Source organism: Bacteroides togonis, assembly GCF_900130135.1.
Lineage (GTDB): Bacteria > Bacteroidota > Bacteroidia > Bacteroidales > Bacteroidaceae > Bacteroides > Bacteroides pullorum.
Map to the genome: position 1 here is coordinate 80,274 of NZ_LT670820.1, position 25,618 is coordinate 105,891.

A 25,618-nucleotide genomic window follows, 5' to 3' on the forward strand; every position below is an offset into this window, starting at 1 on the left:
TCATTAACCATTAGCTAACTCCGGTTTTTGAAAACTTCAAGAGGAAGGCCTCCAAAAGGGCTTTCCCGATGGCGTATGTCAAAATTGGACGTTAAACGACATACTATTAAAATGTCTGGAACTTCAGAAAATAATAAGCGAATAGCTAAAAACACGTTATTATTATATTTCCGCATGATGCTGATTATAATAATAACTCTGTATACCTCTCGTGTCATATTAAACACTCTGGGTGTAGAAGATTATGGAATCTATAACGTAGTGGGTGGTGTCATTACTATGTTGGGATTCTTGAACGGATCATTAGGTGGCGCAAGTTCTCGTTTTATTACTTTTGCTTTAGGGAAGGGGGATAAGAATGAGTTACAAAATGTTTTTTCCACTGTACTTTGTGTACATTTTTTGTTGGCAGGCATTATTGTATTGTTGGCTGAAACCGTAGGACTTTGGTTCGTTTGCAATAAACTGGTTATCCCTGCTGAGCGTATGACGGCTGCTCTATGGGTTTACCATTGTGCCATTCTAACTATGGTCGTTACGATCATAAGTGTGCCATACAATGCGCTGATTATAGCTTATGAACGAATGGACGCCTTTGCCTATATTTCTATTTTAGAGGTTGTTTTAAAACTGGTGATTGTATGGATGTTAGTTTATATTCCGGCAGATAAACTGATTGTTTATGCCTTGTTGTATTTAGTGGTACAATTCATTATCCGTATGTCATACAGTCGTTATTGTTCGACACATTTTAGGGAGATTAAACCGAAACTTCAGTGGAACATTCCGTTGATGAAAAAAATTTCTACTTATGCCGGTTGGACGGTGAATGGCAATTTGGCCGTAATGGGATATACACAGGGAATTAATATTTTGTTGAACTTGTTTTTCGGTCCAGCGGTAAATGCAGCTCGTGGAGTGGCTGTACAGGTACAGTCAGCCATTATGTCGTTCGTTCAGAATTTTCAGATGGCTGTGCGACCACAGATTATTAAATCGTTTGCTACAAATGATTTGACGTATATGCATAAGTTGATTATTGCTTCTTCTAAATATGGATTTTTCTTGTTGCTGTTGTTGGCATTTCCAATCATGTTTGGTATTGATGCAATTCTTAAAATTTGGTTGGGTATTGTACCTGAACACACAGCCAACTTTGTGCGTATCATGTTGTTTGTCGGAATGATAGAACCTCTTAGTGTATCCTTGATTAATGCCATTCATGCGACTGGTGATATTAAAAAATTTCAGATTTATGAAGGAAGTGCACTTTTGAGTATTGTTCCGATAGCTTATGTGTTGTTGAAAGTTTATCATATAACGCCCGAAGCTGTCATGTGGGTGTACTTTGGAGTAGCTCTCATAACACAGGGTATTCGAATTTGGATTGTTCTGCCCAAAGTATCGATGAAATATTCTGTTTATATGCAGCAAATCGCTTTACCCTTATTGCTCCCGTTGGGATGTTTCCTACTACCGTTTGCCTTTTTCTCCATTCAAGAAGACTGCTCATTGGGTACGTTGGTATTGTATGCATTAGGCGGTGGATTGTATATGTTGATTTGTGTTTACCTTTTGGGTACTACGGTTGTTGAAAAGAAATTTCTAATGAAATTTATAAAAGAAAAGATAAGATATGGGAAATATAAATCCTAAAATATCAGTTATAATTCCGGTATATAAAGCGGAGAAATATTTACGTAGATGCGTGGATAGTTTGTTGGCACAAACCTTGCAAGATTTCGAGATATTACTGATAGATGACGGGAGTCCTGACAGGTCGGGAGAAATTTGTGATGATTATGTCAAACGTGATTCTCGTATCAAAGTATTGCATAAAATAAATGGAGGTGTAGGTTCGGCACGTCAGTCGGGAATTGAACAGGCTGTAGGTGAATATACAATTCATGTCGATCCTGATGATTGGGTAGAACCGACAATGTTTGAAGATTTGTACCAAATAGCACATAATAAACAGGTTGATATGGTGATATGTGATTATTATTCAGAAGAAGCTCCTGGAAAAAGTGTTTATGTGAAACAAATGCCTATGTCATTGTCTTGCCATGAGATTCAAAACGAATTGTTCCAAAGGTTGCATGGTAGTCTTTGTAATAAACTTGTGCGACGAGCTTGTTATACGAGAGGAAATGTACGTATTCCTGATGGATTAAATATTTCTGAAGATTTATGGGTTTGTCTTTGCCTGTTAGAGGTAGTGAACAAGGTAGCTTATCTTCCTAAAGCTTATTATCATTACGATCGTTATTCTAATGTAAATTCTTTGTCAAAAGGGTGCACAATACCTAACTATTGGCAGCATGTATGGTTACAGACTTTACTGAAAGAGAAGGGATTTCATCGTAAATGCATGAAAGGATATAATACTCGTTGGGTTTCAATAGCATACGAGGCCTTTTATTTGAATATATATTCATCTTCTGAATATCAAAGGGTTTTCTTCAAGGATATTAATCGGTTGTTTTATTGTTGTGCAAGTTTGAGAGTTAGGCTCATTGTGTTCTTTTCCTCTATTGGTTTGCATAGAATATTACAATCGATTTATCACTTATTCAAAAATATACGATTTTGAAAAACATAGTATCTCATACTGGATTAATCTCAACGTTTTATGCCATAGTTTCTATGTTGGCATTATTGGGGGTTATTCAAGTTGGACAAGTTGAAAATTCTCTATTATCTATTGTATATGTCATGATACAGTGTTTAGGCATTTGTGTTATTTGGCAAGTTTCTGGAAAAAAGTTAGGAATATTCATTATGTTCCAATTAACTTTTTGTCTATTCATAGGAGGACGTTTTTTTGCATATTTGTTGAATCCTAATTTGGATATTGAGATTTTTGAACCAACCTTTTTCTTTGATTATACTGTATCCTCTGAAAGAAAGATAGAAATATATTCTTATGTATTACTTTTTGTAATCTTTTCTATTTTGGGCTATTCTTCTGTACGTAAAAGAAATGGAATAAAACCTTTATTAAATTTATCAGTAGGACAAACGGCTGCAAAGAATATTTCTAAAATAGGAAATATCCTTTTCCCCATTTTTTGCATCTGTACCATTTACTCATCATTGGGGATGTTGGTGAAGGCTGTTTCTGGTGGAGGATATTTGGTTTTATATGCTGGACAGTCGAATGAATATGCGGCTGGTGGAAGTTTCATTCCTAATTTAATATTATTTTTTTTCTCATTTGCTTTTGTTTATGGGAATGAAAGTCTGCGTCGTAACTATTTAATACTTTATTTGTTTAACTCGATTATCAATTTGATGATTGGTACGCGAGGCGGTATTGGAGCATTGTTTTTATTTGTAATTTGGTTATACTCATTACGTCATAAGATAAATTTAGTAAAATTAGGTTTGGTTATTCTAGGAACTTTGGTTTTATTGCTTTACCTTTTTTCTTTTTCAGTCCGTGCAGATGAAGAGGGAGCTGGACCTTTCTCATTAAAAACTTTGATGGATGCGATTTCTATTTTTTTATATACAAATGGAATCTCTTTAATGGTGTTTGATGCTTCGCGATTAATAGATACCTATCCATCTGTAGCCTATTTACAAACTTTTGTTCCTGGAGCAACTTGGCTTTGGGGATTAATGGGAAATAGCTTGCAGCCTCAGGATTTTTCTTTCTCATATCACATGTGTTATGAGTTGAATCCCTCTTTGTTTGTGAGTGGAAGTGGTTTGGGATGGACTATTTTGTCTGACATCTATCTTTTCTCTTTTAGATGTATGCCAATTTTTATGTTACTTTCTTTTATAGTTGGACGTTTATTGGGAATGTTGGAAGTTTTTTCTGAAAAATACCGCTTCTATAAATATCTTACATTTTATATATTTATGACATGCATGCTCATTCCAAGAGGAGGAGGGTTAATTCCTCTTTTGATTTATGGGGTGTTTTATCTTTTCCTGTTTCAACTCATTTTCTCTAAGAAAAAAAATTATGGATAGTCAAATAAATGATATTGATAAACCATTGGTAACGGTGGTAGTACCTATATATAAAGTAGAAAAGTATATCAAGCGTTGTGCAGAAAGTTTGTTTGCACAGACCTATTCTGAAATGGAATACATCTTTGTAAACGATTGCACACCTGACAAAAGTGTGGAAATAGTACAATTAGTGTTGAAAAAGTATCCAGAACGGAAGGCTCAGGTGCGTTTCATTAACAATGCGGTAAATCAAGGTTTAGCATATTGCAGAAACGTGGGAGTAAGTCATGTAAGGGGTGAATATTTAATGCATGTGGATAGTGATGATTATGTGGCAAAAGATACTGTTCAGATGTTGGTGGAAACTGTTTTAAGAGAAGATGCAGACATTGTTGTATCTGGTTTCTTTTTAGAAAAATCGAAAGGTATACAAAAATATATAGTAGATTATCCAGAGGAAAAAAGAGAGTATTTGAAGGCTTTGTTGAGACGAGATTTACCTGCAAACATTTGGGGAAAATTGTATAAAACCTGTTTATATACAGAACATGGGATTGAAGTCCCTGCTGGGATAGATTTCGGTGAAGACATGGTAACACTTCCTCGGTTGGTATATTATGCCAATAAAATAGCCTTGTCATCTCCATTTTATTATTATAATCAACTTAATATTCATTCTTATACCAAACATGTCGGTGAAAAATCCATTTTAAGTGTTATCCGGACAGAACAAGTATTGCGCGAGTTCTTTAGAGATAAGTTTGAGAAAGATACTCTTGAGAATCTGCTTGATGTGTATCGCCAGAAAATGAGAGCCGAACTGTTGTTCAATACTTCTCCAAATTTGCGGAATAAATATCGCGACTTGTTCTTTACCCTAGAAATGGATTTCTCTTTATTCCCTTATCGTCAGAGAATATTGATGTGGTTAATGCAGAGAAAAGCATGGATATTAGCTGAAGGATATATGCGGACGTATACTCTAGCTAAGTGTGTGAAGCGCCTTTGTAGTAAATATTGTAATGTATAAATGTCCAATAATATTTCTAAAGTGAATAAGATATTGTTTATATTAACTAATCTATCCGGAGGCGGGGCAGAAAAAGTCTTGATTGATATACTCCGTCATACAGATTTTACTCGTTACGAGGTAGATTTACTGTTAGTAGTGAAAGAAGGTGTTTATTTAACTTCTGTACCTAACGATGTGAAAATATTTAGTCTGTATGAGCGTAGAGGATTGAAATATAAATTACATTTTGCTTTATCTCGTTATTGGGGATTAGATTATTTTCAGCGTTCTTTGGTACAGAAGAAGATAAAAGAAAGATACGATACAATTCTCTCTTTTATGGAAGGTATTCCGTTGAAGTTTCACAAATATTTGTTGGGGTGTGCAGTGAAAAACATTAGTTGGGTACATACTGATATGGAAAAGTTGCACTATACTTTAAGATATTTTCGAAGAGGAGAAGAAATTTTCTTATATAGTAAAATGGATGATATATTCATCGTTTCAGAATGTGCGAAAGAGGCTTTTGTCCGCATGTTTGGTGGAAATCTTCCTTTGCATGTTTTGTATAATCCGATAGATCGTGAGAGAATATGCAGTCTTGCGAAAGGAAATAAAGAAATTAAGAAAACGCGAAATACTGTTTGTAGTGTAGGGCGCTTGACTTATGCTAAATGTTATGATCGTTTGTTGAGGTTAGCTAAGCGTTTGAAAGATGAGAAGCGCGAGGTGGATTTTTGGTTGTTGGGAATAGGTCCTTTGGAAGAGGATTTGAAGAAAACAGCTTCTGAATTGGGGGTAGAAACGATCGTGAAATTTTTAGGCTTTCAGCAGAACCCATATCCTTATATAAAGTCTGCAGATTTGTTCTTAAGTACTTCAATGGCAGAAGGGTATCCGCTGGTGATTTGTGAGGCTCTGTGTCTGGAAAAACCCATTGTCGCTACCAATGTTACTGGACCAAGGGAAATTCTTAGAGATTCGGAATACGGTCTGCTGGCAGAAGAAGATGATGAGTCTATTTATAAGGCTGTTTGTCGGATGCTGGATGATAAGAATCTACGTGTACATTACATAGAAAAAGCACGGGAAAAGAAAAAAGATTTTGATATTCAGTCTGTAGTTGATAAAATATATAAAATGATTAGTCCAAATGAATGAAATTAAATTTTCAGTGGTTGTTCCTGCCTACAAAGTGGAAAAATATCTTCCACGTTGCATTGACAGTATCTTAGGACAGACTTATCAGAATATAGAACTGATATTGGTGAATGATGGCTCTCCAGATGGTTGTCTAGATATTATGGAACAGTATGCTGCACATGATGGTCGCGTATCGGTGGTTTCTCAGGCCAATGCAGGATTGTCTGCTGCGAGGAACGCGGGGCTGAAAATAGCTACTGGAGAATATGTATCGTTTATTGACAGTGACGACTGGGTAGAGCCTGATATGTTTGCAGTATTGGCTATGCATTTAGAGAAAGAAAGGCCAGACTACGTTTGTTTTCGTCTGGAGTTTGATAACGAAGAACGAAACGCACGGTGTGTTTATGGAAAACCTTATCTTATACAAGCTTTGAAAGGAAAGGAAGAGATATTGCGTGACACTTTAGAACTACGTACTATTCCGACTTCTGCTTGGTCAAAAGTATATGAGAGAAACTTTCTGGAAAAGAACCATTTGGCATTTGAAAAGGGAATTGTGAATGAAGATACGTTGTTTTCTATTCAAGTGGCCTGCCATGCTTCCAAGGTAACTTTCGTGAATCGAGTATTTTACCATGCGATAGAACGAGAAGGAAGTATTTCCCGTTCATCACAAGAGCGTTTATTTGTGGACATGCACACAGCATTTGTGAAGGCCCGTAGCACAATGGAAGATACTGGTTTATGGGAAGAGTTCAAAAGCTTGTACGAAGCTCGTTACCTGCGAAGCATGTTATATAATCTGTTGCAAGCCGCACAACGGTTGGAATATGCTGAGTATCGTCGAACGGGAAAAGTATGTATGGAAAGGACTCTTTTCAAGAATTACGATCGGATGTCTATTCGAAAGCGATTGCCTTTGGCACACCGTGTATTGTTGTTGTGTATCAAAAGTCCAGTTTTATTTTTCGGATTGATTCGGTTATTCAATCTGTTGTCTTTTCGAATGCATTAATTTTTTTATATCCATATTTTCAGTAGAAAAGTTATTGGAATGCGGAATTTATTAACATGTTAAAATTGATAGTTATTCATTAAAAAGTTAGTAGCAGGTAGCCTAATATAGATGTTTACTATTTGTGAATTAATAAGAGCAAAATATGAAAGATAATTTAATATCAATTGTACCCCCCATGTACAATGGGGAAAAATACGTTGAAGAGACAATTCAGTCTGTATTGAAACAGACTTATCCGAATTGGGAAATGGTAATAGTGGATGATGGTTCAAAAGATAACGGTCCTTCTATTGTGGAAAAATATGCACAGACTGATAATAGGATAAAGTTATTGAGACAATCGAATGCCGGTTCTTCTGCGGCACGAAACAATGGGTTGAAGCATGTCCAAGGGCGTTTTGTCTGTTTCTTGGATTCCGATGATTTTTGGGAACCAAATTTTCTAGAAGAGCAGTTGAATTTTATCAAAGAGAAGAATTCGTCCATCGTGTTTGCTTCCTACAAACGGATAAATGCTGAAGGTAAAGAGATACTGAAACCTTTTATTGTACCTGATAAGGTGAATTACATTGGACTGTTGAAGTCTTGTTCAATCTCGTGCCTGACAGCAATGTATGATAGAGAAAAGACGGGTGATGTATTGTTTAATGAGGCTATGGGGAGTTTGCGAGATGATTTTGTTTTCTGGCTTTCCATCTTGAAGCGTGGTGGATATGCGTATGGTAATCGTAATGTATTAGCCTCGTATAGAGTGTTTGCTTCAAGTACTACAGGGAATAAAAAGAAAGTCATGAAGCCTCAATTTATGGTATATTATAAAGTTGAAAAGCTGGGTTTGATTAAGAGTGTGTACTATTTTATTAATTGGGCAATTAACGGATTCTTTAAATATAAATAATTATGGACTTGATAATTGGTGCGGGCGTAACCGGTATTAGCTACGCGAACTTTACAACTAATAATTTTCTGATAATTGAAAAGGAAAAGGAGGTTGGTGGATATTGCCGGACGATTAAACGTAATGGTTTTGTTTGGGACTATTCGGGGCATTTTTTTCATTTCCAGAATCCTGATGTTGAGAAATATGTATGTAAGAATATAGATCCGAGTCTGTTGTTAAGGGTAGAAAAGCATACTCAGATTTATTACAAAGGAAAATATGTGGATTTTCCTTTCCAGAAAAATATCCATCAACTGGAAAAAGAGGAATTAGTGGATTGTTTGTACGATTTGTTTACTCCTTATAAGGGTGAAGTATCTTCTTTCAAGGAAATGGTCTATGCAAATCTGGGTAAGTCGATAGCAGAAAAATTCCTTGTTCCCTATAATGAAAAATTGTATGCGTGCGATTTGAACTCATTGGACATGAATGCTATGGGTAGATTTTTCCCAAAAGCCAATAAAGAGGATATTATTTTGAATTTTAAATCTCATGATAATTCTTCTTATAATAGCCATTTTACTTATCCTAAAACAGGAGCTATTGAGTATGTAAACTCGTTGTTGCATAATATTGATAATACAAAAGTTTCTGTTGATGAAGAACTGATATTTATTGATACGGAGAAAAAAATAGCTACGACCAACCGAAGAGAAATACATTATGACCGCTTGATTTCTACAATCCCTCTACCAGTCCTTTTAACTAAATGCGGAATCGATTATCCTGAAGGAGTATTCTCTTGCAACAAGGTGCTTGTCTTTAATTTGGGTTTTGATTCAAAGGGGAATGACCGCCTGAATAGCTGGATATATGTTCCTGAAAAAGATTATATATTTTATCGATTGGGATACTACGATAATATTATGGGGGCTGACCGTATGTCTTTGTATGTCGAGATAGGTTTCCCTGAAAATTTTGAATTAAGCAAGGAAGGATTGTATTTAGAACGAGTATTGCAGGATTTAAGAAAGATGGGAGTAGTCACTACTCAGGAACTTTTGGATTATGAAGCAGTGTTGATGAAGCCAGCTTATGCTCATATCAGTAAGAATAGTATAGATGCTGTTGAACGTCTTAAAAAAGAATTAAGTAAAAAAGATATATACTCGATTGGAAGATATGGTAGTTGGACCTATTGTTCAATTGAAGACAACATACTTGAAGCCAAATCTTTAGTTGAGAATCTGCAATGATTATTGGGGTGTGAACTACAAGGAACTTGATACCCAGAAGATAAAGGACTATATCCTGTCGCATCCCGACGGGGTGGAGGTGGAGGACATCATCGCCCACAGCGGAGCGGAGAAACTGCGGGTGTATCCGGCCCTGTTCGAACTGGAGCAGGAGGGATGGCTCACGGTGACGGAACGGGAGGAGCTGGGGAGTGCGAAGCGGGTGAAGCTTCACCCCTGACCTTTCTCCGAAAGATAGGGGGAGGAGATACCTGAAGTATGAAATCGGGCGGAGCAGCGACAGAGCGGCTTCGCCCGATTTTTGTTTGGAAGTGAAGAAGGATGAATCAAAAAGCTTTGCTTTCAGTTGTTTATGCGACTTCTTTTCTTTACTTTTGCAGAAAAAGAAATATGGAGAAATCGAAAATATATAAGAAACTGGAAGATTTGAAGGCTGAAATGCATGAGCCTGTAGCGACTTATGGTAAACCGTCGGAAACGGTTCAGGACGTGGTAGCTGACTATGTGTGGGAAGACGTCAGAATAGGTATGGAGCAGTACAGACGCGGGGAGTGCAGAAGTGTGGAAGAGTTTCTGAAGAAGTATGGAAGGTGAATATAATTTGCTTGTCTCTTCTCGGGCTGAACAGAGATTGGATGCTCTTTTAGACTATTTGTTGAATGAGTGGGGCTTTCAGGTTCAGCAGAATTTTTTGGATGATTTTCAACACTGTATTTCTATTATTCGGCGTAATCCATATTCTTTTCCTGTAACCTTGCAAGATAAAACTATTCGTCAATGTGTTGTGACTCCTCAAAATAAACTTTATTATACGGTTCAAAATCGTGATATTATTATTCTCTCATTAGAGGATACACGGATGAATCCGAATAAAGTGTGGAATGAACTACAAGCAGACTGATGCCCCAAAGATAAAGATTAACTATCAAGTATCAGATATTGGATGTTGGAAAATCGGGCGGAGCGACTGAGAGGTGGCTTCGCCCGATTTTTTTGTTTGGAAAGTAGGGGACCGGAAACAGAAAGCGTCAATAGACATTGAAGAAGACTTCCTGACTGGAGATGTATTGGCCTCCTACCGTGACTTGTACTAGGAATTTGCAATCGGCTTTTCCGGTGATGTGAAGTTCGCTGTAGGGCATGAACAGCACGTAGTCGTTGAAAATACAGGAATCGTAGTTGAATATAAAGGAACCGCCGCAGCAGACTTGCCCGTCTACCGAACGATAGGCGCCGTTGTAGTCCATGAGGCGGGTGCCGTTGGCAAAGCTGAAGTAGGCCGCACAGTTGCCGGGAAGGCCTCTTACTCCATAAGTCTGGAACCGGACGTGTATCTTCATGCCTTTGACAAGGCCCTGGCGCTTGTTGTGTTCTACCCATACTTGTTCGATGGATGCCTTTAGAGCGGCTTGCCTTACTGTCATTTGGGTGGTTTTGTCGCCTGCCTTGACATATACATTCGCACTGCGGGTGGCTCCGGTGGGATTGGACTCCCATTTCAGCAGGAAAGCGGTTTCTGTTTGGGTGCGTATGGTAAGCCAGTTGGCATCGGTCCATACTTCATAGTCTTTCAAGTTTGTTTCGTTGACGTATTTGCCGGTCTTGGTACGCACGGGATATGCCTTCTCGCTTTCATTGCCGGGGATGTCGACGGTGTGAGGTATGATCCATCCTTCGATAGACAAAGGAAGCTCCAGGTCGGATAGGCTTCTGAAATTGATAAAGGCGCCTGTACGGTTACGGTATGAATCCAGTAGGGATGTGTATGGATTGTCGTTCGCATGTTCATTAGAATGTTTGAGTGCATGGGTGATGGTGTCATTGGATATAACCTCGGAATACAGGGCGTAGGTTCCGCTTATGAATATGACATGGGGCTTTTGTTCTGACTGCTCCTGGCCGGAGGCGCTGTATAGAGAGAAGAATGTATCGGCTAAAAGGTTGGCTGACACAAATGTAAACTTGTAGTGGAAGGAATCTTTGCCGCTTCCGTAGTATTCGATCGTCCGGTTATCGTATATCTTGATGTATCCTTTTCCCGGCGAATCGTTGACGGTATCGAAATGAAATGTGTACAGAAGGTTCTGTCCCTGGATAGGCATGAAGATGCCTGCCAGAATGAGGAGTGTGAGTAATGCAAATTTTTTCATGGCCTGATATAATAGAGGGTTAACAATCATGCAGCTTCAACGTGTAGGACAAAAGTAAACAAAATAATGGAGAAATGGGCTCGAGTTGGTAAAATAATTTTTATGATGGGGTAGTGGACGGTTGGGGTAGAGAAAGATTGCAGCGGTGGAGATTTGGTTTTCTGCAGGGATTTGTATATCTTTGTAAAAAGAATATATATGTATGGATCGTAGAGAATACATATTGCAGTCTATCAAAAATAGGTCGGCAGAGATAATGCCGATGAATGCTAAGGTCATTCTTTTTGGCTCTCAGGCTCGTGGTGACTATCACGAGGGGTCTGATTGGGATATCTTGATTCTGCTGGACAAACAGAAATTGTCTCCTTCTGATTTTGATGAATTTGCGTATCCTTTGTTTGAGCTGGGTTGGATGATAGATGCGGAAATTCATCCGATGCTTTATACCTTTAGTGATTGGGAACGTAGAAATATGCTTCCGCTTTATAAGGATGTTTTAAAAGAGGGAATTGAGTTATGCTGAGCATTGAGGAAAAGAAGGCTTTAATCGGATATAGGAAACAGAAAGCTTATGATAGTCTGAAAGAAGCCAAAGCTGTGGCACAGTTGGGATTTTGGAACTTAGCTGGTAACCGTTTGTATTATGCGGCTTTTCATATGGCTTCTGCTTTGCTCCTGGATAAAGGTATCGTTGCTAAAACTCATAGTGGTGTGATACATTTGATTGGAGCAAAGTTTGTTACACAAGGACTTTTGGAGCGAGAATATGGAAGGCTTTTCTCTCGTTTATATGAATTAAGACAATCGGGAGATTATGATGACATGTATGATATAACGGAAGAGGAAGTGATGCCTTATATGGAGAGTACGGAGCTTTTTGTGGCCAAAATGGAAAGTTTGATGACGTTATAAATATAATAGAATGAAGAATCGGGCGAAGCTGAGGAATGGCGGCTTCGCCCGATTTTTGTTTGGGGAGGTTTGGGTATGTCGGGGGGATTGCCTAACTTTGTATAAATAACGCAAATGGAAAACCTTAAGAACGATTAGATATGAAGGGTATTGTATTGGCCGGTGGTAGCGGGACGCGTCTGTATCCCATCACCAAGGGCGTGAGCAAACAGCTGCTCCCTATCTTCGACAAACCGATGATTTATTATCCGATATCGGTGCTGATGCTGGCGGGTATCCGCGAGATACTGATTATCTCGACACCACAGGACTTGCCGGGCTTCAAACGCTTGCTGGGCGACGGTTCGGACTACGGCGTACACTTTGAGTACGCGGAACAACCGAGTCCGGACGGGCTGGCGCAGGCGTTCATCATCGGTGAACAGTTTATCGGCGACGATTCGGCCTGTCTGGTACTGGGGGACAATATCTTCCACGGTAACGGACTGAGTGCGATGCTGAAAGAGGCGGTGCGCACGGCGGAAGAGGAGAAGAAGGCAACGGTGTTCGGCTACTGGGTGAGCGATCCGGAACGTTACGGCGTGGCGGAATTCGACCATGAAGGGAACTGTCTCTCCATTGAGGAGAAGCCACAGCATCCGAAATCGAATTATGCCGTGGTGGGCTTGTACTTCTACCCGAACAAGGTGGTGGACATCGCGAAGAATATAAAACCGTCGGCTCGCGGGGAACTGGAGATAACGACGGTGAACCAACGTTTCTTGGAGGACGGAGAACTGAAGGTGCAGACCCTGGGCCGTGGCTTTGCCTGGCTGGACACGGGGACGCATGATTCGCTGAGCGAGGCGTCGACGTTTATCGAGGTGATTGAAAAGCGGCAGGGCTTGAAGGTTGCGTGTCTGGAGGGTATCGCTTTCCGCAAGGGCTGGATTACGGCTGAAAAAATGCGGGAACTGGCACAGCCGATGCTGAAGAACCAGTACGGACAGTACCTGCTACAGGTGGTAGACGAGGTGGAACGAACGGGGAAATCGAACCTTTAAAAATGAAGAATGAAGAATTAATTTTCAACTTTCAATTCTCAATTATCAATTAAACAAGTGGAAATAATCAAAACAAGTATAGACGGCGTGGTGATCATCGAGCCACGTATCTTTAAGGATGCGAGAGGATATTTCTTTGAATCGTTCTCGCAACGGGAATTTGATGAGAAGGTGAAACCGATTACTTTTGTGCAGGACAACGAGAGCATGTCGAGCTATGGCGTGATGCGCGGGCTGCATTTCCAGCGTCCGCCGTATGCGCAGAGCAAACTGGTGCGTTGTGTGAAGGGCGCGGTGCTGGACGTGGCGGTGGATATCCGCAAGGGTAGCCCGACGTACGGGCAACACGTGGCGGTGGAGCTGACGGAGGAGAACCACCGGCAGTTCTTCATCCCGCAGGGCTTTGCACACGGGTTTGCGGTGTTGAGCGAGACAGCGGTGTTCCAGTACAAGTGTGACAACTTCTACCATCCGGAAGCGGATGGAGGGATCAGTATTCTGGACGAAAGTCTGGGTATCGACTGGCGCATACCGACGGAGAAGGCGATCCTGAGTGAGAAGGACACGAAGCATCCGGTGCTGAAGGACTTTGAGAGTCCTTTTAGGTATTAAGTATTAGGTATGAGGTATTAGGTTTGTCATGTTGAGCGGAACGGAGTGGAGTTGAAACATCTCGGAGATCCTTCGACAAACTCAGGATGACAATTACTCTCATTTTCAATTTTCAACTTTCAATTTTCAATTCAAATGGCAACATTTCAACGTACTATAGTCATTACCGGCGGTGCCGGTTTCATCGGCAGCCATGTGGTTCGCCTGTTCGTGAACAAGTATCCGGAGTATCGCATCATCAACTTGGACAAGCTGACGTATGCGGGTAATCTGGCAAACCTGAAGGACATAGAGGACCGTCCGAACTATAAGTTCGTGAAGATGGACATCTGCGATTTCGAGGCTTTCTACCGCCTGATGCAGGAGGAGAAGGTGGACGGTATCATCCACCTGGCAGCAGAGAGCCACGTGGACCGTTCGATCAAGGACCCGTTTACGTTTGCACGGACGAACGTGATGGGTACGCTGAGCCTGCTGCAGGCTGCGAAGCTGTACTGGGAAAGCCTGCCGGAGAAGTACGAGGGAAAACGCTTCTACCATATCTCAACAGACGAGGTGTATGGAGCACTGGATATGACGCATCCTGAAGGCATCGAGCCTCCGTTTACGACGAAGGCATCGTCGGGCAAGCATCACCTGGCCTACGGCAAGGATTTCTTCTATGAGACGACGAAGTATAATCCGCACAGTCCGTACAGTGCCAGCAAGGCATCGAGCGATCACTTCGTTCGCGCCTACCACGACACGTACGGGATGCCGACCATCGTGACGAACTGTTCGAACAACTACGGCCCGTACCAGTTCCCGGAGAAGCTGATTCCTCTGTTCATCAACAACATCCGTCACCGGAAACCGTTGCCGGTATATGGTAAGGGTGAGAATGTACGCGACTGGCTGTATGTGGAGGACCACGCACGGGCCATCGACGTCATCTTCCACAACGGAAAGATTGCCGAAACGTACAACATCGGCGGCTTCAACGAGTGGAAGAATATCGACATCATCAAGGTGGTGATCAACACGGTGGACCGCCTGCTGGGCCGCAAGGAGGGTGAGGATATGGACCTGATCACGTACGTGACGGACCGTCTGGGCCACGACATGCGCTACGCCATCGACTCGACGAAGCTTCAGCAGGAGCTGGGTTGGGAGCCTAGCCTGCAGTTTGAGGAAGGTATCGAGAAGACGGTACGTTGGTATCTGGACAACCAGGAATGGATGGACAATGTGACTTCAGGGGATTACCAGAAGTATTATGAGACAATGTACGGAAAGTGACAAATATCAGGTATTAAGGGATAATTCTCCATTTTCAATTATCAATTTTCAATTAGAGGAATAGTGAACTACAAGGAACTTGATACCCGGAAGATAAAGGACTATATCCAGGCGCATCCCGACGGGGTGGAGGTGGAGGACATCATCGCCTACAGCGGAGCGGAGAAACTGCGGGTGTATCCGGCCCTGTTCGAACTGGAGCAGGAGGGATGGCTCACGGTGACGGAACGGGAGGAGCTGGGGAGTGCGAAGAGGGTGAGATTTAGGTATTAGGTATCAGGTTTCAGGTATTAGGTGTGAGGTATGAGGTATTAGAAAATCGGGCGAAGCAGCGATAGAGCGGCTTCGCCCGATTTTTGTTTGGGGACAGAGGGTGATTGTGGCTGTGGAGATTTGGTTTTGTGCGGGGAATTGTGTATCTTTGTTATACGAAGACAGGAACAGAAAAAGAATGGATATGAAGACGACTCAAGAATATGATGAACAGCAGGAATGCAAGCAAGAGGTGAATGAACCGATTGCTGGGTATGGAACTATAGATGCGCTGAAGGTGAAGCTGGTGAAACGGATTATGGGGATGGAGGCGTTGGAAGATGTGCAGTCTGTACTGAACTTCGTGGAGCGGCAGAAGGTATCGGAGACTTTTGAACAGGAATGGGAACGGGGGGTGACGCTTGAACAATTTCGGGATGTCTGCAAAGGGAAATTGAAGGAAATCTATGCAGACATGTGAAATTCGAATCTTACCGGAAGCGGAGGACTTCTTGACACTCCTGCCTCAAACACTGGTGAAGGAGGGTTATCTGTCCACTTATGAAGCTGCGGAAAAAATTGTGGATGATATTGTGGACTTTATATCGCAACTGCCGAATGTCCCTCATTATAAGATTGCAGATTCGTTGGCTTACCATTTTGCTTATTTGGGCGTGGATATAGAATATGCTTTCTTCAGGCGGAAGAGTGCACGTAAGACTACGTGGTATGTCTTCTTTGAGCAAAATCAAGGACGTATTTTGGTAAAGCATATTACGAATAATTGGGTTGAGGGACAATATATCAGATAAAAAGAATAGAGTATGAAGAATCGGGCGAAGCAGCGACTGTGCGGCTTCGCCCGATTTTTGTCTGGAAGTGAAGAAGGATGAATCAAAAAGCTTTGCTTTCAGTTGTTTATGCGACTTCTTTTCTTTACTTTTGCAGAAAAAGAAATATGGAGAAATCGAAAATATATAAGAAACTGGAAGATTTGAAGGCTGAAATGCATGAGCCTGTAGCGACTTATGGTAAACCGTCGGAAACGGTTCAGGACGTGGTAGCTGACTATGTGTGGGAAGACGTCAGAATAGGTATGGAGCAGTACAGACGCGGGGAGTGCAGAAGTGTGGAAGAGTTTCTGAAGAAGTATGGAAGGTGAATATAATTTGCTTGTCTCTTCTCGGGCCGAACAGAGAACATTGTATTTCTATTATTCAAAGATAAAGATTAACTATCAAGTATCAGATATTGGATGTTGGAAAATCGGGCGGAGCGACTGAGAGGTGGCTTCGCCCGATTTTTGTCTGGGGACAGAGGATGATTGTGGCGGTGGAGATTTGGTTTTGTGCGGGGAATTGTATATCTTTGTTATACGAAGACTGGAACAGAAAAAGAATGGATATGAAGACGACTCAGGAATATATTCAACTGTTGAAGGAGTATAAGCAGAAACGGGGAATACTTTATGGTATATCCCGCATTGGTATTTTCGGATCTGTAGCTCGTGGAGAGCAGACGGAGGGTAGTGATGTGGATGTTTGTGTGGACTTGACAGTGCCCAGTATATTCAGTCTGGTGCATATTAAAGAGGAATTGTGCCAGTTGTTCGGTTGTGAGGTTGATGTGGTCCGCATCCGTCAGAATATGGATGCCCTGTTGAAACGGGATATTATGGAGGAGGGAATTTATGTATAAGAAAGAGCATGTCTTGCATCTGTTGCGAAAGATAGAACAGACTTTGAAGCGGATTATCGATAATTCGACCGAGATAGATTCTTATCACTTTTATTATTTAACTCCTGCCGGTATGGAGCGTTTGGAAAGTACATGTATGTTACTTATCGCTATAGGGGAGAGTATAAAGGGAGTGGATAAATTGACGAACAAAGAATTGTTGCCTCAATTTCCTAGCATAGACTGGAAAGGTGCAATGGGAATCAGGGATATCATTGCTCACCATTATTTTGATTTGGATGCGGAAATTGTGTACAATGTAGTTAAATCGAATCTTCCGGAAATGCTTGTGGTGGTTGAAGATATGATATCGTTTGTAGAGAGAGACGACGAGTGATAATACAAGCTCAAGTATTAGGTATGAAAAATCGGGCGAAGCAGCGACAGAGCGGCTTCGCCCGATTCTTTTGTTTGGAAAGTAGGGGACCGGAAACAGAAAGCGTCAATAGACATTGAAGAAGACTTCCTGACTGGAGATGTATTGGCCTCCTACCGTGACTTGTACCAGGAATTTGCAATCGGCTTTTCCGGTGATGTGAAGTTCGCTGTAGGGCATGAACAGCACGTAGTCGTTGAAAATACAGGAATCGTAGTTGGATATAAAGGAACCGCCGCAGCAGACTTGCCCGTCTACCGAACGATAGGCGCCGTTGTAGTCCATGAGGCGGGTGCCGTTGGCAAAGCTGAAGTAGGCCGCACAGTTGCCGGGAAGGCCTCTTACTCCATAAGTCTGGAACCGGACGTGTATCTTCATGCCTTTGACAAGGCCCTGGCGCTTGTTGTGTTCTACCCATACTTGTTCGATGGATGCCTTTAGAGCGGCTTGCCTTACTGTCATTTGGGTGGTTTTGTCGCCTGCCTTGACATATACATTCGCACTGCGGGTGGCTCCGGTGGGATTGGACTCCCACTTCAGCAGGAAAGCGGTTTCTGTTTGGGTGCGTATGGTAAGCCAGTTGGCATCGGTCCATACTTCATAGTCTTTCAAGTTTGTTTCGTTGACGTATTTGCCGGTCTTGGTACGCACGGGATATGCCTTCTCGCTTTCATTGCCGGGGATGTCGACGGTGTGAGGTATGATCCATCCTTCGATAGACAAAGGAAGCTCCAGGTCGGATAGGCTTCTGAAATTGATAAAGGCGCCTGTACGGTTACGGTATGAATCCAGTAGGGATGTGTATGGATTGTCGTTCGCATGTTCATTAGAATGTTTGAGCGCATGGGTGATGGTGTCATTGGATATAACCTCGGAATACAGGGCGTAGGTTCCGCTTATGAATATGACATGGGGCTTTTGTTTTGACTGCTTCTGGTCGGAGGCGCTGTATAGAGAGAAAAATGTATCGGCTAAAAGGTTGGCTGACACAAATGTAAACTTGTAGTGGAAGGAATCTTTGCCGCTTCCGTAGTATTCGATCGTCCGGTTATCGTATATCTTGATGTATCCTTTTCCCGGCGAATCGTTGACGGTATCGAAATGAAATGTGTACAGAAGGTTCTGTCCCTGGATAGGCATGAAGATGCCTGCCAGAATGAGGAGTGTGAGTAATGCAAATTTTTTCATGGCCTGATATAATAAAGGGTTAACAATCATGCTGCTTCAACGTGTAGGACAAAAGTAAACAAAATAATGGAAAAATGGGCTCGAGTTGGTAAAATAATTTTTATGATGGGGTAGTGGACGGTTTGTCTGATGTTTCGAAAGAGGTTTGGTATGTGACCTTTTCAAGTGAAGAAACATTGGATTGACAAATAAATCGGGCGGAGTGGCTGAGAGGCGGCTTCGCCCGATTTTTGTTTGGGGACGGAAGAAAATAGTATCTTACCTTGTAATGCTATAGAATATTTTTATAACTTTGTCATGGCGAAGGATTTTCTTGGCTTTACAAACTAATTAATGCGTCTTCATTTTATACGATGAGTACATATCGATTCATTTTGCGCGACTATCATGCTATTCAGGATGCGGATATTGTCATTGACGGTATTACAGTGTTGTCGGGTATCAATGGCTGCGGGAAAAGTACGTTGTCACGGTGGCTGTATTATGTAATTAAAGGAACGGCTGAATTTGAGAACAACCTGTTGCATGAATATGTGGATAAGTTGACTGCGTGGGTGGATCGGATGGTGTTTGTGTGTAAGGATATCGAACGGATCAGGAAAACAGGCATAGCTTTTCAGGACTCTGCAAGAGGAAAACTTTATGAGATTCAGGAACAACTGAGAGGAACAGGCGCTTATTCGCGAAAGCAGGTTGATGTGGCCAGAGACTTGTTTTTACAGGCTTTATCCATCGTGACGGATACGCTTGAAGAGAACTTGGACGAGGAAATGTCGGAGGTGCGGAAGGAACGTGTCATGAGGTATCTGAATATGAAGGCAGAAGGGAAGACGATCCGGCAGACGATAACCGATTTTACCGAACAGGCCAGTCGATGGATGGACAGGCTTACCACTACGCTCTACAACGACATGGAACAGCGGGAGGTCTCTACCTTTTTCAGAATGCTGGACAGACAGTTTGGACTACGAGAGGATTGGCCTTCCAATATACAGCTGGAAGAAGACGGAGTAGGTATCATAGACGGACATCTTTCTAACTTGTATAATCTGAGAAATGCCATTTATGTGGATACGCCCATGTCTGTCACATCGGATTTTACGAACAATCGTTTCTGGAATGCGCTGCGGGAGATGATGACGGAAGAAAACAAGAGTAATGAATCGACAGAGGTAAAGAAACTGTTGCTTAGGATAAAAAAGTTGCTGGACGGACAGGCGGTTCTGGAGAAGGACGATACTTCGTTCAGAAGTCCCAGTTTGAATTATGTTTCGAGTGACCAACAGATTCATATCAGGCTGACTGAGGTGGCTACCGGATTCAAGACGTTTTCTTATCTGCAACGGCTGTTGGAAAACGGATACCTGAACGAGGAAACACTTCTGATGATTGATGAGCCGGAGGCGCATCTGCATCCGCAATGGATTGTGGAGTTTGCCCGCATGCTGGTGCTCCTCCACAAGGTGTTGGGGTTGAAGATTATGGTGGCCAGTCATAATCCGGATATGGTATCGGCCATCCATGACATTGCCAATAAGGAGGGGATACTGGACCATACTTGTTTTTATGTGGCCCGTCAGTCGGATACAAACAGACATGCGTTCAGCTATGAGGCACTTGGGCATGAAATCGGGGAGATTTTTGAATCGTTCAATATAGCGATAGACCGAATCAGGGAGTATGGAGCAGCTGGTGTATCTGAATGAGACGGTACGGGAGCATTCGCTCTACCGGTTGTGTCCGGCGTTGCTGAACGGAGTCTCTAACAGAGATTATCCGGGGAGTGATTATTTTGATACTCGTATAGAATGCCTGGATATGGATTCTTATGAGAAGAAGGTGATGCACAAAGCGCAGGCCGACAATACGGTAGATGCGGTTATCGGAGTTGGAACGTATCACAACAACCGCGCGGTCGATGCGCGCCTGTTACTGGTAGAGTTTAGAATGGGATATGAAAGTACCGGAAATCTTTCCAAAACAGAAATGGAACGGAAAGTAGTCTATACCAAAAGCCTTTTGGGTGGAGAAAAGACGGTCAGCAGACAGAGTCTTTTTGTTTTTAGTGAGAAGGTGGCTCCGATGGCTAAAAACTGGTTTGACAGGCAGCAGAAAACCGGGGGAAATTTCAGAGACTGTGAATCGTGTTCGGTGGTAGACTTTGGTCGTAATATCAAAGCATTGTCGGACTTCCCATATGTGCCGGTTTATTCTGAGCAGGCTATTGTGAGAAGTTTCCAACGGAAAGATGGTTGGGAATATATTGAACAAATGGAATTCTGGTGTGAAAAGGCCAGGGAATTGTTGTATAAGAATCCTTTGGAATGCGACCATATCAGGGAAGTCGTGAAAAAGGAGTGGGAGAATTTTAGGAATAGTTGCCGGAGTCTTTCGGATGAAGAGGAATTGGCTGCTGAAATCCTGGAGGAGGATTTTGGGTGGTTGAGCTGAAGTTATGGAATGATGGAGGACATCATCGCCCACAGCGGAGCGGAGAAACTGCGGGTGTATCCGGCCCTGTTCGAACTGGAGTAGGAGGGATGGCTCACGGTGACGGAACGGGAGGAGCTGGGGAGTGCGAAGCGGGTGAAGCTTCATCCCTGACCTTTCTCCGAAAGAGAGGGGAGGAGATACCTGAAGAATGAAATCGGGCGAAGCAGCGACAGAGCGGCTTCGCCCGATTTTTGTTTGGGGACAGAGGATGATTGTGGCGGTGGAGATTTGGTTTTCTGCGGGGAATTTCTTTTCTTTGCATAAAAGGAGGTGAAAGATGAAGACAGATGTATTGATTCAATTGAAAGATGCTTTGCAGAAATTGCTACCATCTGGCTCCCATGCTTATCTGTATGGCTCTCAGGCACGTGGTGATGCCCGTCCGGATTCGGATTGGGATATATTGATCCTGTTGGACAAGCAGAAAATTGAGGCGGAAGATTATGATAATGTCTCTTATCCTTTGGTTGAATTGGGGTGGTCGCTTAATGAGTGCATCAGTCCTGTACTCTATACGGTAAGAGATTGGATGAAATATCATTTTACTCCTTTTTTTCATAATGTGAAAGACGAAGGTGTTTTGTTGTTATGAGTTTGAGTGAAGAGGATATTAAAGCAGTTGTCTTTTATCGTAAGGAAAAGGCGCATGCGACATTGCGTGAGGCTGAAGACATGATCGTGACGAAGCATTGGAATCTGGCCATGCAACGGATGTATTATGCTTGTTTTTTATGGCTTCGGCTTTGCTGGTCAGTGCGGGATTGATTTTGCAGAAGAGGATGTATTGCCATTGGTGGATCCTGTACGTCATCTACTTGACAAACTGGAGAGTCTGATTAATGTTTAATGAGAAGGTGTGGATGAGAAAATCGGGCGAAGCGACTGAGAGGTGGCTTCGCCCGATTTTTGTCTGCGGAGGTTTGGGTATGTCGGGGGGGATTGCCTAACTTTGTATAAATAACTCAAATGGAAAACCTTAAGAACGATTAGATATGAAGGGTATTGTATTGGCCGGTGGTAGCGGGACGCGTCTGTATCCCATCACCAAGGGCGTGAGCAAACAGCTGCTCCCTATCTTCGACAAACCGATGATTTATTATCCGATATCGGTGCTGATGCTGGCGGGTATCCGCGAGATACTGATTATCTCGACACCACAGGACTTGCCGGGCTTCAAACGCTTGCTGGGCGACGGTTCGGACTACGGCGTACACTTTGAGTACGCGGAACAGCCAAGTCCGGACGGACTGGCACAGGCGTTCATCATCGGTGAACAGTTTATCGGCGACGATTCGGCCTGTCTGGTGCTGGGAGACAACATCTTCCACGGTAACGGACTGAGCGCGATGCTGAAAGAGGCGGTGCGCACGGCGGAAGAGGAGAAGAAGGCGACGGTGTTCGGCTACTGGGTGAGCGATCCGGAACGTTACGGCGTGGCGGAATTCGACCACGAAGGGAACTGTCTCTCCATCGAGGAGAAGCCACAGCATCCGAAATCGAACTATGCCGTGGTGGGCTTATACTTCTACCCGAACAAGGTGGTGAATATCGCGAAGAATATTAAACCGTCGGCTCGCGGGGAACTGGAGATAACGACGGTGAACCAACGTTTCTTGGAGGACGGGGAACTGAAGGTGCAGACCTTGGGCCGCGGCTTTGCCTGGCTGGACACGGGGACGCATGATTCGTTGAGCGAGGCGTCGACGTTTATCGAGGTGATCGAAAAGCGGCAGGGTTTGAAGGTGGCGTGTCTGGAGGGTATCGCTTTCCGCAAGGACTGGATTACGGCTGAAAAGATGCGGGAACTGGCACAGCCGATGCTGAAGAACCAGTACGGACAATACCTGCTACAGGTGGTAGACGAGGTGGAACGAACGGGAAAATCGAACCTTTAAAAATGAAGAATGAAGAATTAATTTTCAACTTTCAATTCTCAATTATCAATTAAACAAGTGGAAATAATCAAAACAAGTATAGACGGCGTGGTGATCATCGAGCCACGTATCTTCAAGGACGCGAGAGGGTATTTCTTTGAATCGTTCTCGCAACGGGAATTTGATGAGAAGGTGAAACCGGTTACTTTTGTGCAGGACAACGAGAGCATGTCGAGCTATGGCGTGATGCGCGGTCTGCACTTCCAGCGTCCGCCGTATGCGCAGAGCAAACTGGTGCGCTGTGTGAAGGGCGCGGTACTGGACGTGGCGGTGGATATCCGCAAGGGTAGCCCGACGTACGGGCAACATGTGGCGGTGGAGCTGACGGAGGAGAACCACCGGCAGTTCTTCATCCCGCAGGGCTTTGCACACGGGTTTGCGGTGCTGAGCGAGACGGCGGTGTTTCAGTATAAGTGTGACAACTTTTACCATCCGGAAGCGGACGGGGGGATCAATATCCTGGACGAAAGCCTGGGCATCGACTGGCGGATACCGGTGGAGAAGGCGATCCTGAGTGAAAAGGACACGAAGCATCCGGTGCTGAAGGACTTTGAGAGTCCTTTTAGGTATTAAGTATTAGGTATGAGGTATTAGGTTTGTCATGTTGAGCGGAACGGAGTGGAGTTGAAACATCTCGGAGATCCTTCGACAAACTCAGGATGACAATTACTCTCATTTTCAATTTTCAACTTTCAATTTTCAATTCAAATGGCAACATTTCAACGTTCTATAGTCATTACCGGCGGTGCCGGTTTCATCGGCAGCCATGTGGTTCGCCTGTTCGTGAACAAGTATCCGGAGTATCGCATCATCAACTTGGACAAGCTGACGTATGCAGGTAATCTGGCGAACCTGAAGGACATCGAGGACCGTCCGAACTACAAGTTTGTGAAGATGGACATCTGTGATTTCGAGGCTTTCTACCGCCTGATGCAGGAAGAACATGTGGACGGCATCATCCACCTGGCAGCGGAGAGCCATGTGGACCGTTCGATCAAGGATCCCTTCACCTTCGCACGGACAAACGTGATGGGTACGCTGAGCCTGCTGCAGGCTGCGAAGCTGTATTGGGAAAGCCTGCCGGAGAAGTATGAGGGCAAACGGTTCTACCATATCTCGACGGACGAGGTGTATGGGGCGCTGGAGATGACGCATCCCGAAGGCATCGAGCCTCCGTTCACGACGAAAGCATCGTCGGGCAAGCATCACTTGGCCTATGGTAAGGACTTCTTCTATGAGACGACGAAGTATAATCCGCATAGTCCGTACAGTGCCAGCAAGGCATCGAGCGACCACTTTGTGCGTGCGTACCACGACACGTACGGAATGCCGACCATCGTGACAAACTGTTCGAACAACTACGGCCCGTACCAATTCCCGGAGAAGCTGATACCGCTGTTCATCAACAACATCCGTCACCGCAAACCGTTGCCGGTGTATGGTAAGGGTGAGAATGTACGCGACTGGCTGTATGTAGAGGACCACGCACGGGCTATTGACGTCATCTTCCACAACGGAAAGATTGCCGAAACCTACAACATCGGCGGCTTCAACGAGTGGAAGAACATCGACATCATCAAGGTGGTGATCAACACGGTGGACCGTCTGCTGGGCCGCAAGGAAGGTGAGGATATGGATCTGATCACGTACGTGACGGACCGTCTGGGCCACGACATGCGCTACGCCATCGACTCGACGAAGCTTCAGCAGGAGCTGGGTTGGGAGCCTAGCCTGCAGTTTGAGGAAGGTATCGAGAAGACGGTGCGTTGGTATCTGGATAATCAGGAATGGATGGACAACGTGACGAGCGGGGATTACCAGAAATACTACGAAACGATGTACGGAAAATAAAGATTATACGGTGTGATAGGGGGCGTAGTGGTAGGCCACGGCTTTTCGCGCTTTCAGGGAAGCCGGTACGTCGATGAGCCGCTGGTTGCTGCTGCCCCGGAAACAGAGACTCTCGTCGCGCAGGTCCTGACGGAAGCGTCCGTCGACCAGCACGTCGATATACTGCAGCAGAAGGCTCTGGCGAGGGTCTTCGAGTAGCTTTTCGAAGGTATATCCGGTGTAGCACCAGATGTTCTTGTCGCTTTTTTCCTTGATGGCGCGGGCCAGCTCGGCGAAGCCCTCCGGTTGGAACATGGGGTCGCCTCCGCTGAAGGTGACGTCGGCAAAGGGATCGTCGAGCACTTTTTCCAGAATTTCTTCAGTAGACATGCGACGGCCATGGCGAATGTCCCACGACTCGGGGTTGTGGCAGCCGGGGCATGCGTTGGGGCACCCGGCCGCATAGATGGAAGTGCGGAAACCGGGGCCGTCGGCAGTAGTGTCTTCGAGAATGTCGAGTATGGAGAGCATGGCG

Annotated in this window: 31 protein-coding genes; 28 read left to right on the top strand and 3 right to left on the bottom strand. The window is 43.6% G+C overall.

Going from position 1 to position 25,618, the window contains the following annotated elements; translation table 11 throughout:
- The first annotated feature begins 75 nt into the window (after window positions 1-75).
- The 11 genes from BQ8005_RS00410 to BQ8005_RS00460 all read left to right on the top strand — a co-directional run bounded on the left by BQ8005_RS00410 (window position 76) and on the right by BQ8005_RS00460 (window position 10,179).
- Complete coding sequence (locus tag BQ8005_RS00410) at window positions 76-1,656, top strand: MATE family efflux transporter (protein ID WP_234983977.1); 1,581 nt, start codon at window positions 76-78, stop codon at window positions 1,654-1,656.
- Window positions 1,637-2,593, top strand: coding sequence for a glycosyltransferase family 2 protein (locus tag BQ8005_RS00415; RefSeq protein WP_075316700.1), 957 nt, complete (start codon window positions 1,637-1,639; stop codon window positions 2,591-2,593). The genes BQ8005_RS00410 and BQ8005_RS00415 overlap by 20 nt, the downstream gene beginning before the upstream one ends.
- Window positions 2,590-3,984, top strand: coding sequence for an O-antigen polysaccharide polymerase Wzy (wzy, locus tag BQ8005_RS00420; RefSeq protein ID WP_159436180.1), 1,395 nt, complete (start codon window positions 2,590-2,592; stop codon window positions 3,982-3,984). Before BQ8005_RS00415 ends, wzy begins: the two co-directional genes overlap by 4 nt.
- Window positions 3,977-4,996, top strand: a complete 1,020-nt coding sequence (locus BQ8005_RS00425; protein ID WP_021848203.1) for a glycosyltransferase family 2 protein — start codon at window positions 3,977-3,979, stop codon at window positions 4,994-4,996. Before wzy ends, BQ8005_RS00425 begins: the two co-directional genes overlap by 8 nt.
- A gap of 21 nt (window positions 4,997-5,017) precedes the next feature.
- The gene (locus tag BQ8005_RS00430) at window positions 5,018-6,139 is read left to right on the top strand and encodes a glycosyltransferase (protein WP_234983978.1); all 1,122 of its coding nucleotides are present in this window, start codon (window positions 5,018-5,020) and stop codon (window positions 6,137-6,139) included.
- Entirely contained in the window at window positions 6,132-7,139 is a 1,008-nt protein-coding gene (locus BQ8005_RS00435) for a glycosyltransferase (protein WP_075316703.1), read from the top strand. Before BQ8005_RS00430 ends, BQ8005_RS00435 begins: the two co-directional genes overlap by 8 nt.
- Before the next feature lie 145 nt (window positions 7,140-7,284).
- A complete protein-coding gene (locus BQ8005_RS00440; protein WP_075316704.1) occupies window positions 7,285-8,040 on the top strand; it encodes a glycosyltransferase family 2 protein in 756 nt (251 codons plus the stop codon).
- 2 nt (window positions 8,041-8,042) lie between these two features.
- Window positions 8,043-9,278 (top strand): protoporphyrinogen/coproporphyrinogen oxidase, encoded by a 1,236-nt coding sequence (locus BQ8005_RS00445; protein ID WP_075316705.1) that lies wholly within the window; start codon window positions 8,043-8,045, stop codon window positions 9,276-9,278.
- Window positions 9,268-9,498: a hypothetical protein gene (locus BQ8005_RS00450; protein WP_394334106.1), complete on the top strand. Its 231-nt coding sequence runs from the start codon at window positions 9,268-9,270 to the stop codon at window positions 9,496-9,498. Before BQ8005_RS00445 ends, BQ8005_RS00450 begins: the two co-directional genes overlap by 11 nt.
- A 170-nt stretch (window positions 9,499-9,668) precedes the next feature.
- The gene (locus tag BQ8005_RS00455) at window positions 9,669-9,872 is read left to right on the top strand and encodes a hypothetical protein (protein ID WP_159436181.1); all 204 of its coding nucleotides are present in this window, start codon (window positions 9,669-9,671) and stop codon (window positions 9,870-9,872) included.
- A complete protein-coding gene (locus tag BQ8005_RS00460) occupies window positions 9,862-10,179 on the top strand; it encodes a type II toxin-antitoxin system RelE/ParE family toxin (protein WP_159436182.1) in 318 nt (105 codons plus the stop codon). The genes BQ8005_RS00455 and BQ8005_RS00460 overlap by 11 nt, the downstream gene beginning before the upstream one ends.
- Window positions 10,180-10,306: 127 nt before the next feature.
- On the opposite strand, the gene BQ8005_RS00465 is transcribed toward BQ8005_RS00460, so the two are convergent.
- A complete protein-coding gene (locus tag BQ8005_RS00465; RefSeq protein ID WP_159436183.1) occupies window positions 10,307-11,428 on the bottom strand; it encodes a BACON domain-containing protein in 1,122 nt (373 codons plus the stop codon).
- Window positions 11,429-11,630: 202 nt separating this feature from the next.
- On the opposite strand from BQ8005_RS00465, the gene BQ8005_RS00470 reads away from it, so the two are divergent.
- The 11 genes from BQ8005_RS00470 (at window position 11,631) to BQ8005_RS00520 (ending at window position 17,599) form a co-directional block, all read left to right on the top strand.
- Window positions 11,631-11,951 carry a nucleotidyltransferase domain-containing protein gene (locus BQ8005_RS00470; RefSeq protein ID WP_075316709.1) on the top strand — a complete coding sequence of 107 codons (321 nt, stop codon included), beginning with the start codon at window positions 11,631-11,633 and terminating at the stop codon, window positions 11,949-11,951.
- The gene (locus BQ8005_RS00475; protein WP_075316710.1) at window positions 11,945-12,340 is read left to right on the top strand and encodes a HEPN domain-containing protein; all 396 of its coding nucleotides are present in this window, start codon (window positions 11,945-11,947) and stop codon (window positions 12,338-12,340) included. The genes BQ8005_RS00470 and BQ8005_RS00475 overlap by 7 nt, the downstream gene beginning before the upstream one ends.
- Before the next feature lie 140 nt (window positions 12,341-12,480).
- Window positions 12,481-13,383, top strand: coding sequence for a glucose-1-phosphate thymidylyltransferase RfbA (gene rfbA / locus BQ8005_RS00480; protein WP_075316711.1), 903 nt, complete (start codon window positions 12,481-12,483; stop codon window positions 13,381-13,383).
- A 57-nt stretch (window positions 13,384-13,440) separates the two neighbouring features.
- Complete coding sequence (rfbC, locus tag BQ8005_RS00485; protein WP_075316712.1) at window positions 13,441-13,995, top strand: dTDP-4-dehydrorhamnose 3,5-epimerase; 555 nt, start codon at window positions 13,441-13,443, stop codon at window positions 13,993-13,995.
- A gap of 135 nt (window positions 13,996-14,130) precedes the next feature.
- On the top strand, window positions 14,131-15,273 hold the full coding sequence (locus BQ8005_RS00490) for a dTDP-glucose 4,6-dehydratase (protein ID WP_075316713.1): 1,143 nt from the start codon (window positions 14,131-14,133) through the stop codon (window positions 15,271-15,273).
- Window positions 15,274-15,336: 63 nt separating this feature from the next.
- Window positions 15,337-15,546: a hypothetical protein gene (locus BQ8005_RS00495; protein ID WP_075316714.1), complete on the top strand. Its 210-nt coding sequence runs from the start codon at window positions 15,337-15,339 to the stop codon at window positions 15,544-15,546.
- A 184-nt stretch (window positions 15,547-15,730) separates the two neighbouring features.
- Window positions 15,731-16,006 (top strand): hypothetical protein, encoded by a 276-nt coding sequence (locus BQ8005_RS00500; protein ID WP_159436184.1) that lies wholly within the window; start codon window positions 15,731-15,733, stop codon window positions 16,004-16,006.
- Window positions 15,993-16,337 (top strand): hypothetical protein, encoded by a 345-nt coding sequence (locus tag BQ8005_RS00505; protein WP_075316716.1) that lies wholly within the window; start codon window positions 15,993-15,995, stop codon window positions 16,335-16,337. Before BQ8005_RS00500 ends, BQ8005_RS00505 begins: the two co-directional genes overlap by 14 nt.
- Window positions 16,338-16,483: 146 nt before the next feature.
- Window positions 16,484-16,687, top strand: a complete 204-nt coding sequence (locus tag BQ8005_RS00510) for a hypothetical protein (RefSeq protein WP_159436181.1) — start codon at window positions 16,484-16,486, stop codon at window positions 16,685-16,687.
- Between the two features lie 242 nt (window positions 16,688-16,929).
- Window positions 16,930-17,223, top strand: coding sequence for a nucleotidyltransferase family protein (locus BQ8005_RS00515; RefSeq protein WP_075318812.1), 294 nt, complete (start codon window positions 16,930-16,932; stop codon window positions 17,221-17,223).
- A complete protein-coding gene (locus BQ8005_RS00520; protein WP_075316717.1) occupies window positions 17,216-17,599 on the top strand; it encodes a HepT-like ribonuclease domain-containing protein in 384 nt (127 codons plus the stop codon). The genes BQ8005_RS00515 and BQ8005_RS00520 overlap by 8 nt, the downstream gene beginning before the upstream one ends.
- 105 nt (window positions 17,600-17,704) lie before the next feature.
- Here BQ8005_RS00520 and BQ8005_RS00525 read toward each other — a convergent pair whose 3' ends face one another.
- Complete coding sequence (locus tag BQ8005_RS00525; RefSeq protein WP_159436185.1) at window positions 17,705-18,826, bottom strand: BACON domain-containing protein; 1,122 nt, start codon at window positions 18,824-18,826, stop codon at window positions 17,705-17,707.
- Between the two features lie 353 nt (window positions 18,827-19,179).
- On the opposite strand from BQ8005_RS00525, the gene BQ8005_RS00530 reads away from it, so the two are divergent.
- From BQ8005_RS00530 to BQ8005_RS00555, 6 genes are all read left to right on the top strand, one after another.
- On the top strand, window positions 19,180-20,532 hold the full coding sequence (locus BQ8005_RS00530) for an AAA family ATPase (protein ID WP_075316719.1): 1,353 nt from the start codon (window positions 19,180-19,182) through the stop codon (window positions 20,530-20,532).
- Window positions 20,507-21,277, top strand: coding sequence for a hypothetical protein (locus tag BQ8005_RS00535; protein WP_159436186.1), 771 nt, complete (start codon window positions 20,507-20,509; stop codon window positions 21,275-21,277). Before BQ8005_RS00530 ends, BQ8005_RS00535 begins: the two co-directional genes overlap by 26 nt.
- 319 nt (window positions 21,278-21,596) lie before the next feature.
- Window positions 21,597-21,911 (top strand): nucleotidyltransferase domain-containing protein, encoded by a 315-nt coding sequence (locus BQ8005_RS00540; RefSeq protein ID WP_021847326.1) that lies wholly within the window; start codon window positions 21,597-21,599, stop codon window positions 21,909-21,911.
- Between the two features lie 400 nt (window positions 21,912-22,311).
- Entirely contained in the window at window positions 22,312-23,214 is a 903-nt protein-coding gene (gene rfbA / locus BQ8005_RS00545) for a glucose-1-phosphate thymidylyltransferase RfbA (RefSeq protein ID WP_075316721.1), read from the top strand.
- A gap of 57 nt (window positions 23,215-23,271) precedes the next feature.
- A complete protein-coding gene (gene rfbC / locus BQ8005_RS00550) occupies window positions 23,272-23,826 on the top strand; it encodes a dTDP-4-dehydrorhamnose 3,5-epimerase (RefSeq protein WP_075316722.1) in 555 nt (184 codons plus the stop codon).
- A gap of 135 nt (window positions 23,827-23,961) precedes the next feature.
- Window positions 23,962-25,104: a dTDP-glucose 4,6-dehydratase gene (locus BQ8005_RS00555; RefSeq protein WP_075316723.1), complete on the top strand. Its 1,143-nt coding sequence runs from the start codon at window positions 23,962-23,964 to the stop codon at window positions 25,102-25,104.
- A gap of 3 nt (window positions 25,105-25,107) precedes the next feature.
- Here the strand turns inward: BQ8005_RS00555 and nrdG are convergent, their stop codons facing one another.
- On the bottom strand, window positions 25,108-25,614 hold the full coding sequence (gene nrdG, locus BQ8005_RS00560) for an anaerobic ribonucleoside-triphosphate reductase activating protein (RefSeq protein WP_021847321.1): 507 nt from the start codon (window positions 25,612-25,614) through the stop codon (window positions 25,108-25,110).
- Between the last annotated feature and the right edge of the window lie 4 nt (window positions 25,615-25,618).

What these genes read in the sequence shown, in the direction of transcription:
- BQ8005_RS00460 (WP_159436182.1), top strand. Translation starts at nt 9,862, where the DNA reads ATGGAAGGTGAATATAATTTGCTTGTCTCTTCTCGGGCTGAACAGAGA.
- BQ8005_RS00440 (WP_075316704.1), top strand. Translation starts at nt 7,285, where the DNA reads ATGAAAGATAATTTAATATCAATTGTACCCCCCATGTACAATGGGGAA.
- BQ8005_RS00530 (WP_075316719.1), top strand. Translation starts at nt 19,180, where the DNA reads ATGAGTACATATCGATTCATTTTGCGCGACTATCATGCTATTCAGGAT.
- BQ8005_RS00505 (WP_075316716.1), top strand. Translation starts at nt 15,993, where the DNA reads ATGCAGACATGTGAAATTCGAATCTTACCGGAAGCGGAGGACTTCTTG.
- BQ8005_RS00535 (WP_159436186.1), top strand. Translation starts at nt 20,507, where the DNA reads ATGGAGCAGCTGGTGTATCTGAATGAGACGGTACGGGAGCATTCGCTC.
- BQ8005_RS00465 (WP_159436183.1), bottom strand. Translation starts at nt 11,428, where the DNA reads ATGAAAAAATTTGCATTACTCACACTCCTCATTCTGGCAGGCATCTTC.
- BQ8005_RS00510 (WP_159436181.1), top strand. Translation starts at nt 16,484, where the DNA reads ATGGAGAAATCGAAAATATATAAGAAACTGGAAGATTTGAAGGCTGAA.
- BQ8005_RS00540 (WP_021847326.1), top strand. Translation starts at nt 21,597, where the DNA reads ATGAAGACAGATGTATTGATTCAATTGAAAGATGCTTTGCAGAAATTG.
- BQ8005_RS00475 (WP_075316710.1), top strand. Translation starts at nt 11,945, where the DNA reads ATGCTGAGCATTGAGGAAAAGAAGGCTTTAATCGGATATAGGAAACAG.
- BQ8005_RS00435 (WP_075316703.1), top strand. Translation starts at nt 6,132, where the DNA reads ATGAATGAAATTAAATTTTCAGTGGTTGTTCCTGCCTACAAAGTGGAA.
- BQ8005_RS00515 (WP_075318812.1), top strand. Translation starts at nt 16,930, where the DNA reads ATGAAGACGACTCAGGAATATATTCAACTGTTGAAGGAGTATAAGCAG.
- BQ8005_RS00525 (WP_159436185.1), bottom strand. Translation starts at nt 18,826, where the DNA reads ATGAAAAAATTTGCATTACTCACACTCCTCATTCTGGCAGGCATCTTC.
- rfbA (WP_075316711.1), top strand. Translation starts at nt 12,481, where the DNA reads ATGAAGGGTATTGTATTGGCCGGTGGTAGCGGGACGCGTCTGTATCCC.
- BQ8005_RS00470 (WP_075316709.1), top strand. Translation starts at nt 11,631, where the DNA reads ATGGATCGTAGAGAATACATATTGCAGTCTATCAAAAATAGGTCGGCA.
- rfbA (WP_075316721.1), top strand. Translation starts at nt 22,312, where the DNA reads ATGAAGGGTATTGTATTGGCCGGTGGTAGCGGGACGCGTCTGTATCCC.
- BQ8005_RS00490 (WP_075316713.1), top strand. Translation starts at nt 14,131, where the DNA reads ATGGCAACATTTCAACGTACTATAGTCATTACCGGCGGTGCCGGTTTC.
- BQ8005_RS00500 (WP_159436184.1), top strand. Translation starts at nt 15,731, where the DNA reads ATGAAGACGACTCAAGAATATGATGAACAGCAGGAATGCAAGCAAGAG.
- BQ8005_RS00425 (WP_021848203.1), top strand. Translation starts at nt 3,977, where the DNA reads ATGGATAGTCAAATAAATGATATTGATAAACCATTGGTAACGGTGGTA.
- BQ8005_RS00555 (WP_075316723.1), top strand. Translation starts at nt 23,962, where the DNA reads ATGGCAACATTTCAACGTTCTATAGTCATTACCGGCGGTGCCGGTTTC.
- BQ8005_RS00520 (WP_075316717.1), top strand. Translation starts at nt 17,216, where the DNA reads ATGTATAAGAAAGAGCATGTCTTGCATCTGTTGCGAAAGATAGAACAG.
- BQ8005_RS00455 (WP_159436181.1), top strand. Translation starts at nt 9,669, where the DNA reads ATGGAGAAATCGAAAATATATAAGAAACTGGAAGATTTGAAGGCTGAA.
- BQ8005_RS00410 (WP_234983977.1), top strand. Translation starts at nt 76, where the DNA reads ATGTCAAAATTGGACGTTAAACGACATACTATTAAAATGTCTGGAACT.
- BQ8005_RS00415 (WP_075316700.1), top strand. Translation starts at nt 1,637, where the DNA reads ATGGGAAATATAAATCCTAAAATATCAGTTATAATTCCGGTATATAAA.
- BQ8005_RS00445 (WP_075316705.1), top strand. Translation starts at nt 8,043, where the DNA reads ATGGACTTGATAATTGGTGCGGGCGTAACCGGTATTAGCTACGCGAAC.
- nrdG (WP_021847321.1), bottom strand. Translation starts at nt 25,614, where the DNA reads ATGCTCTCCATACTCGACATTCTCGAAGACACTACTGCCGACGGCCCC.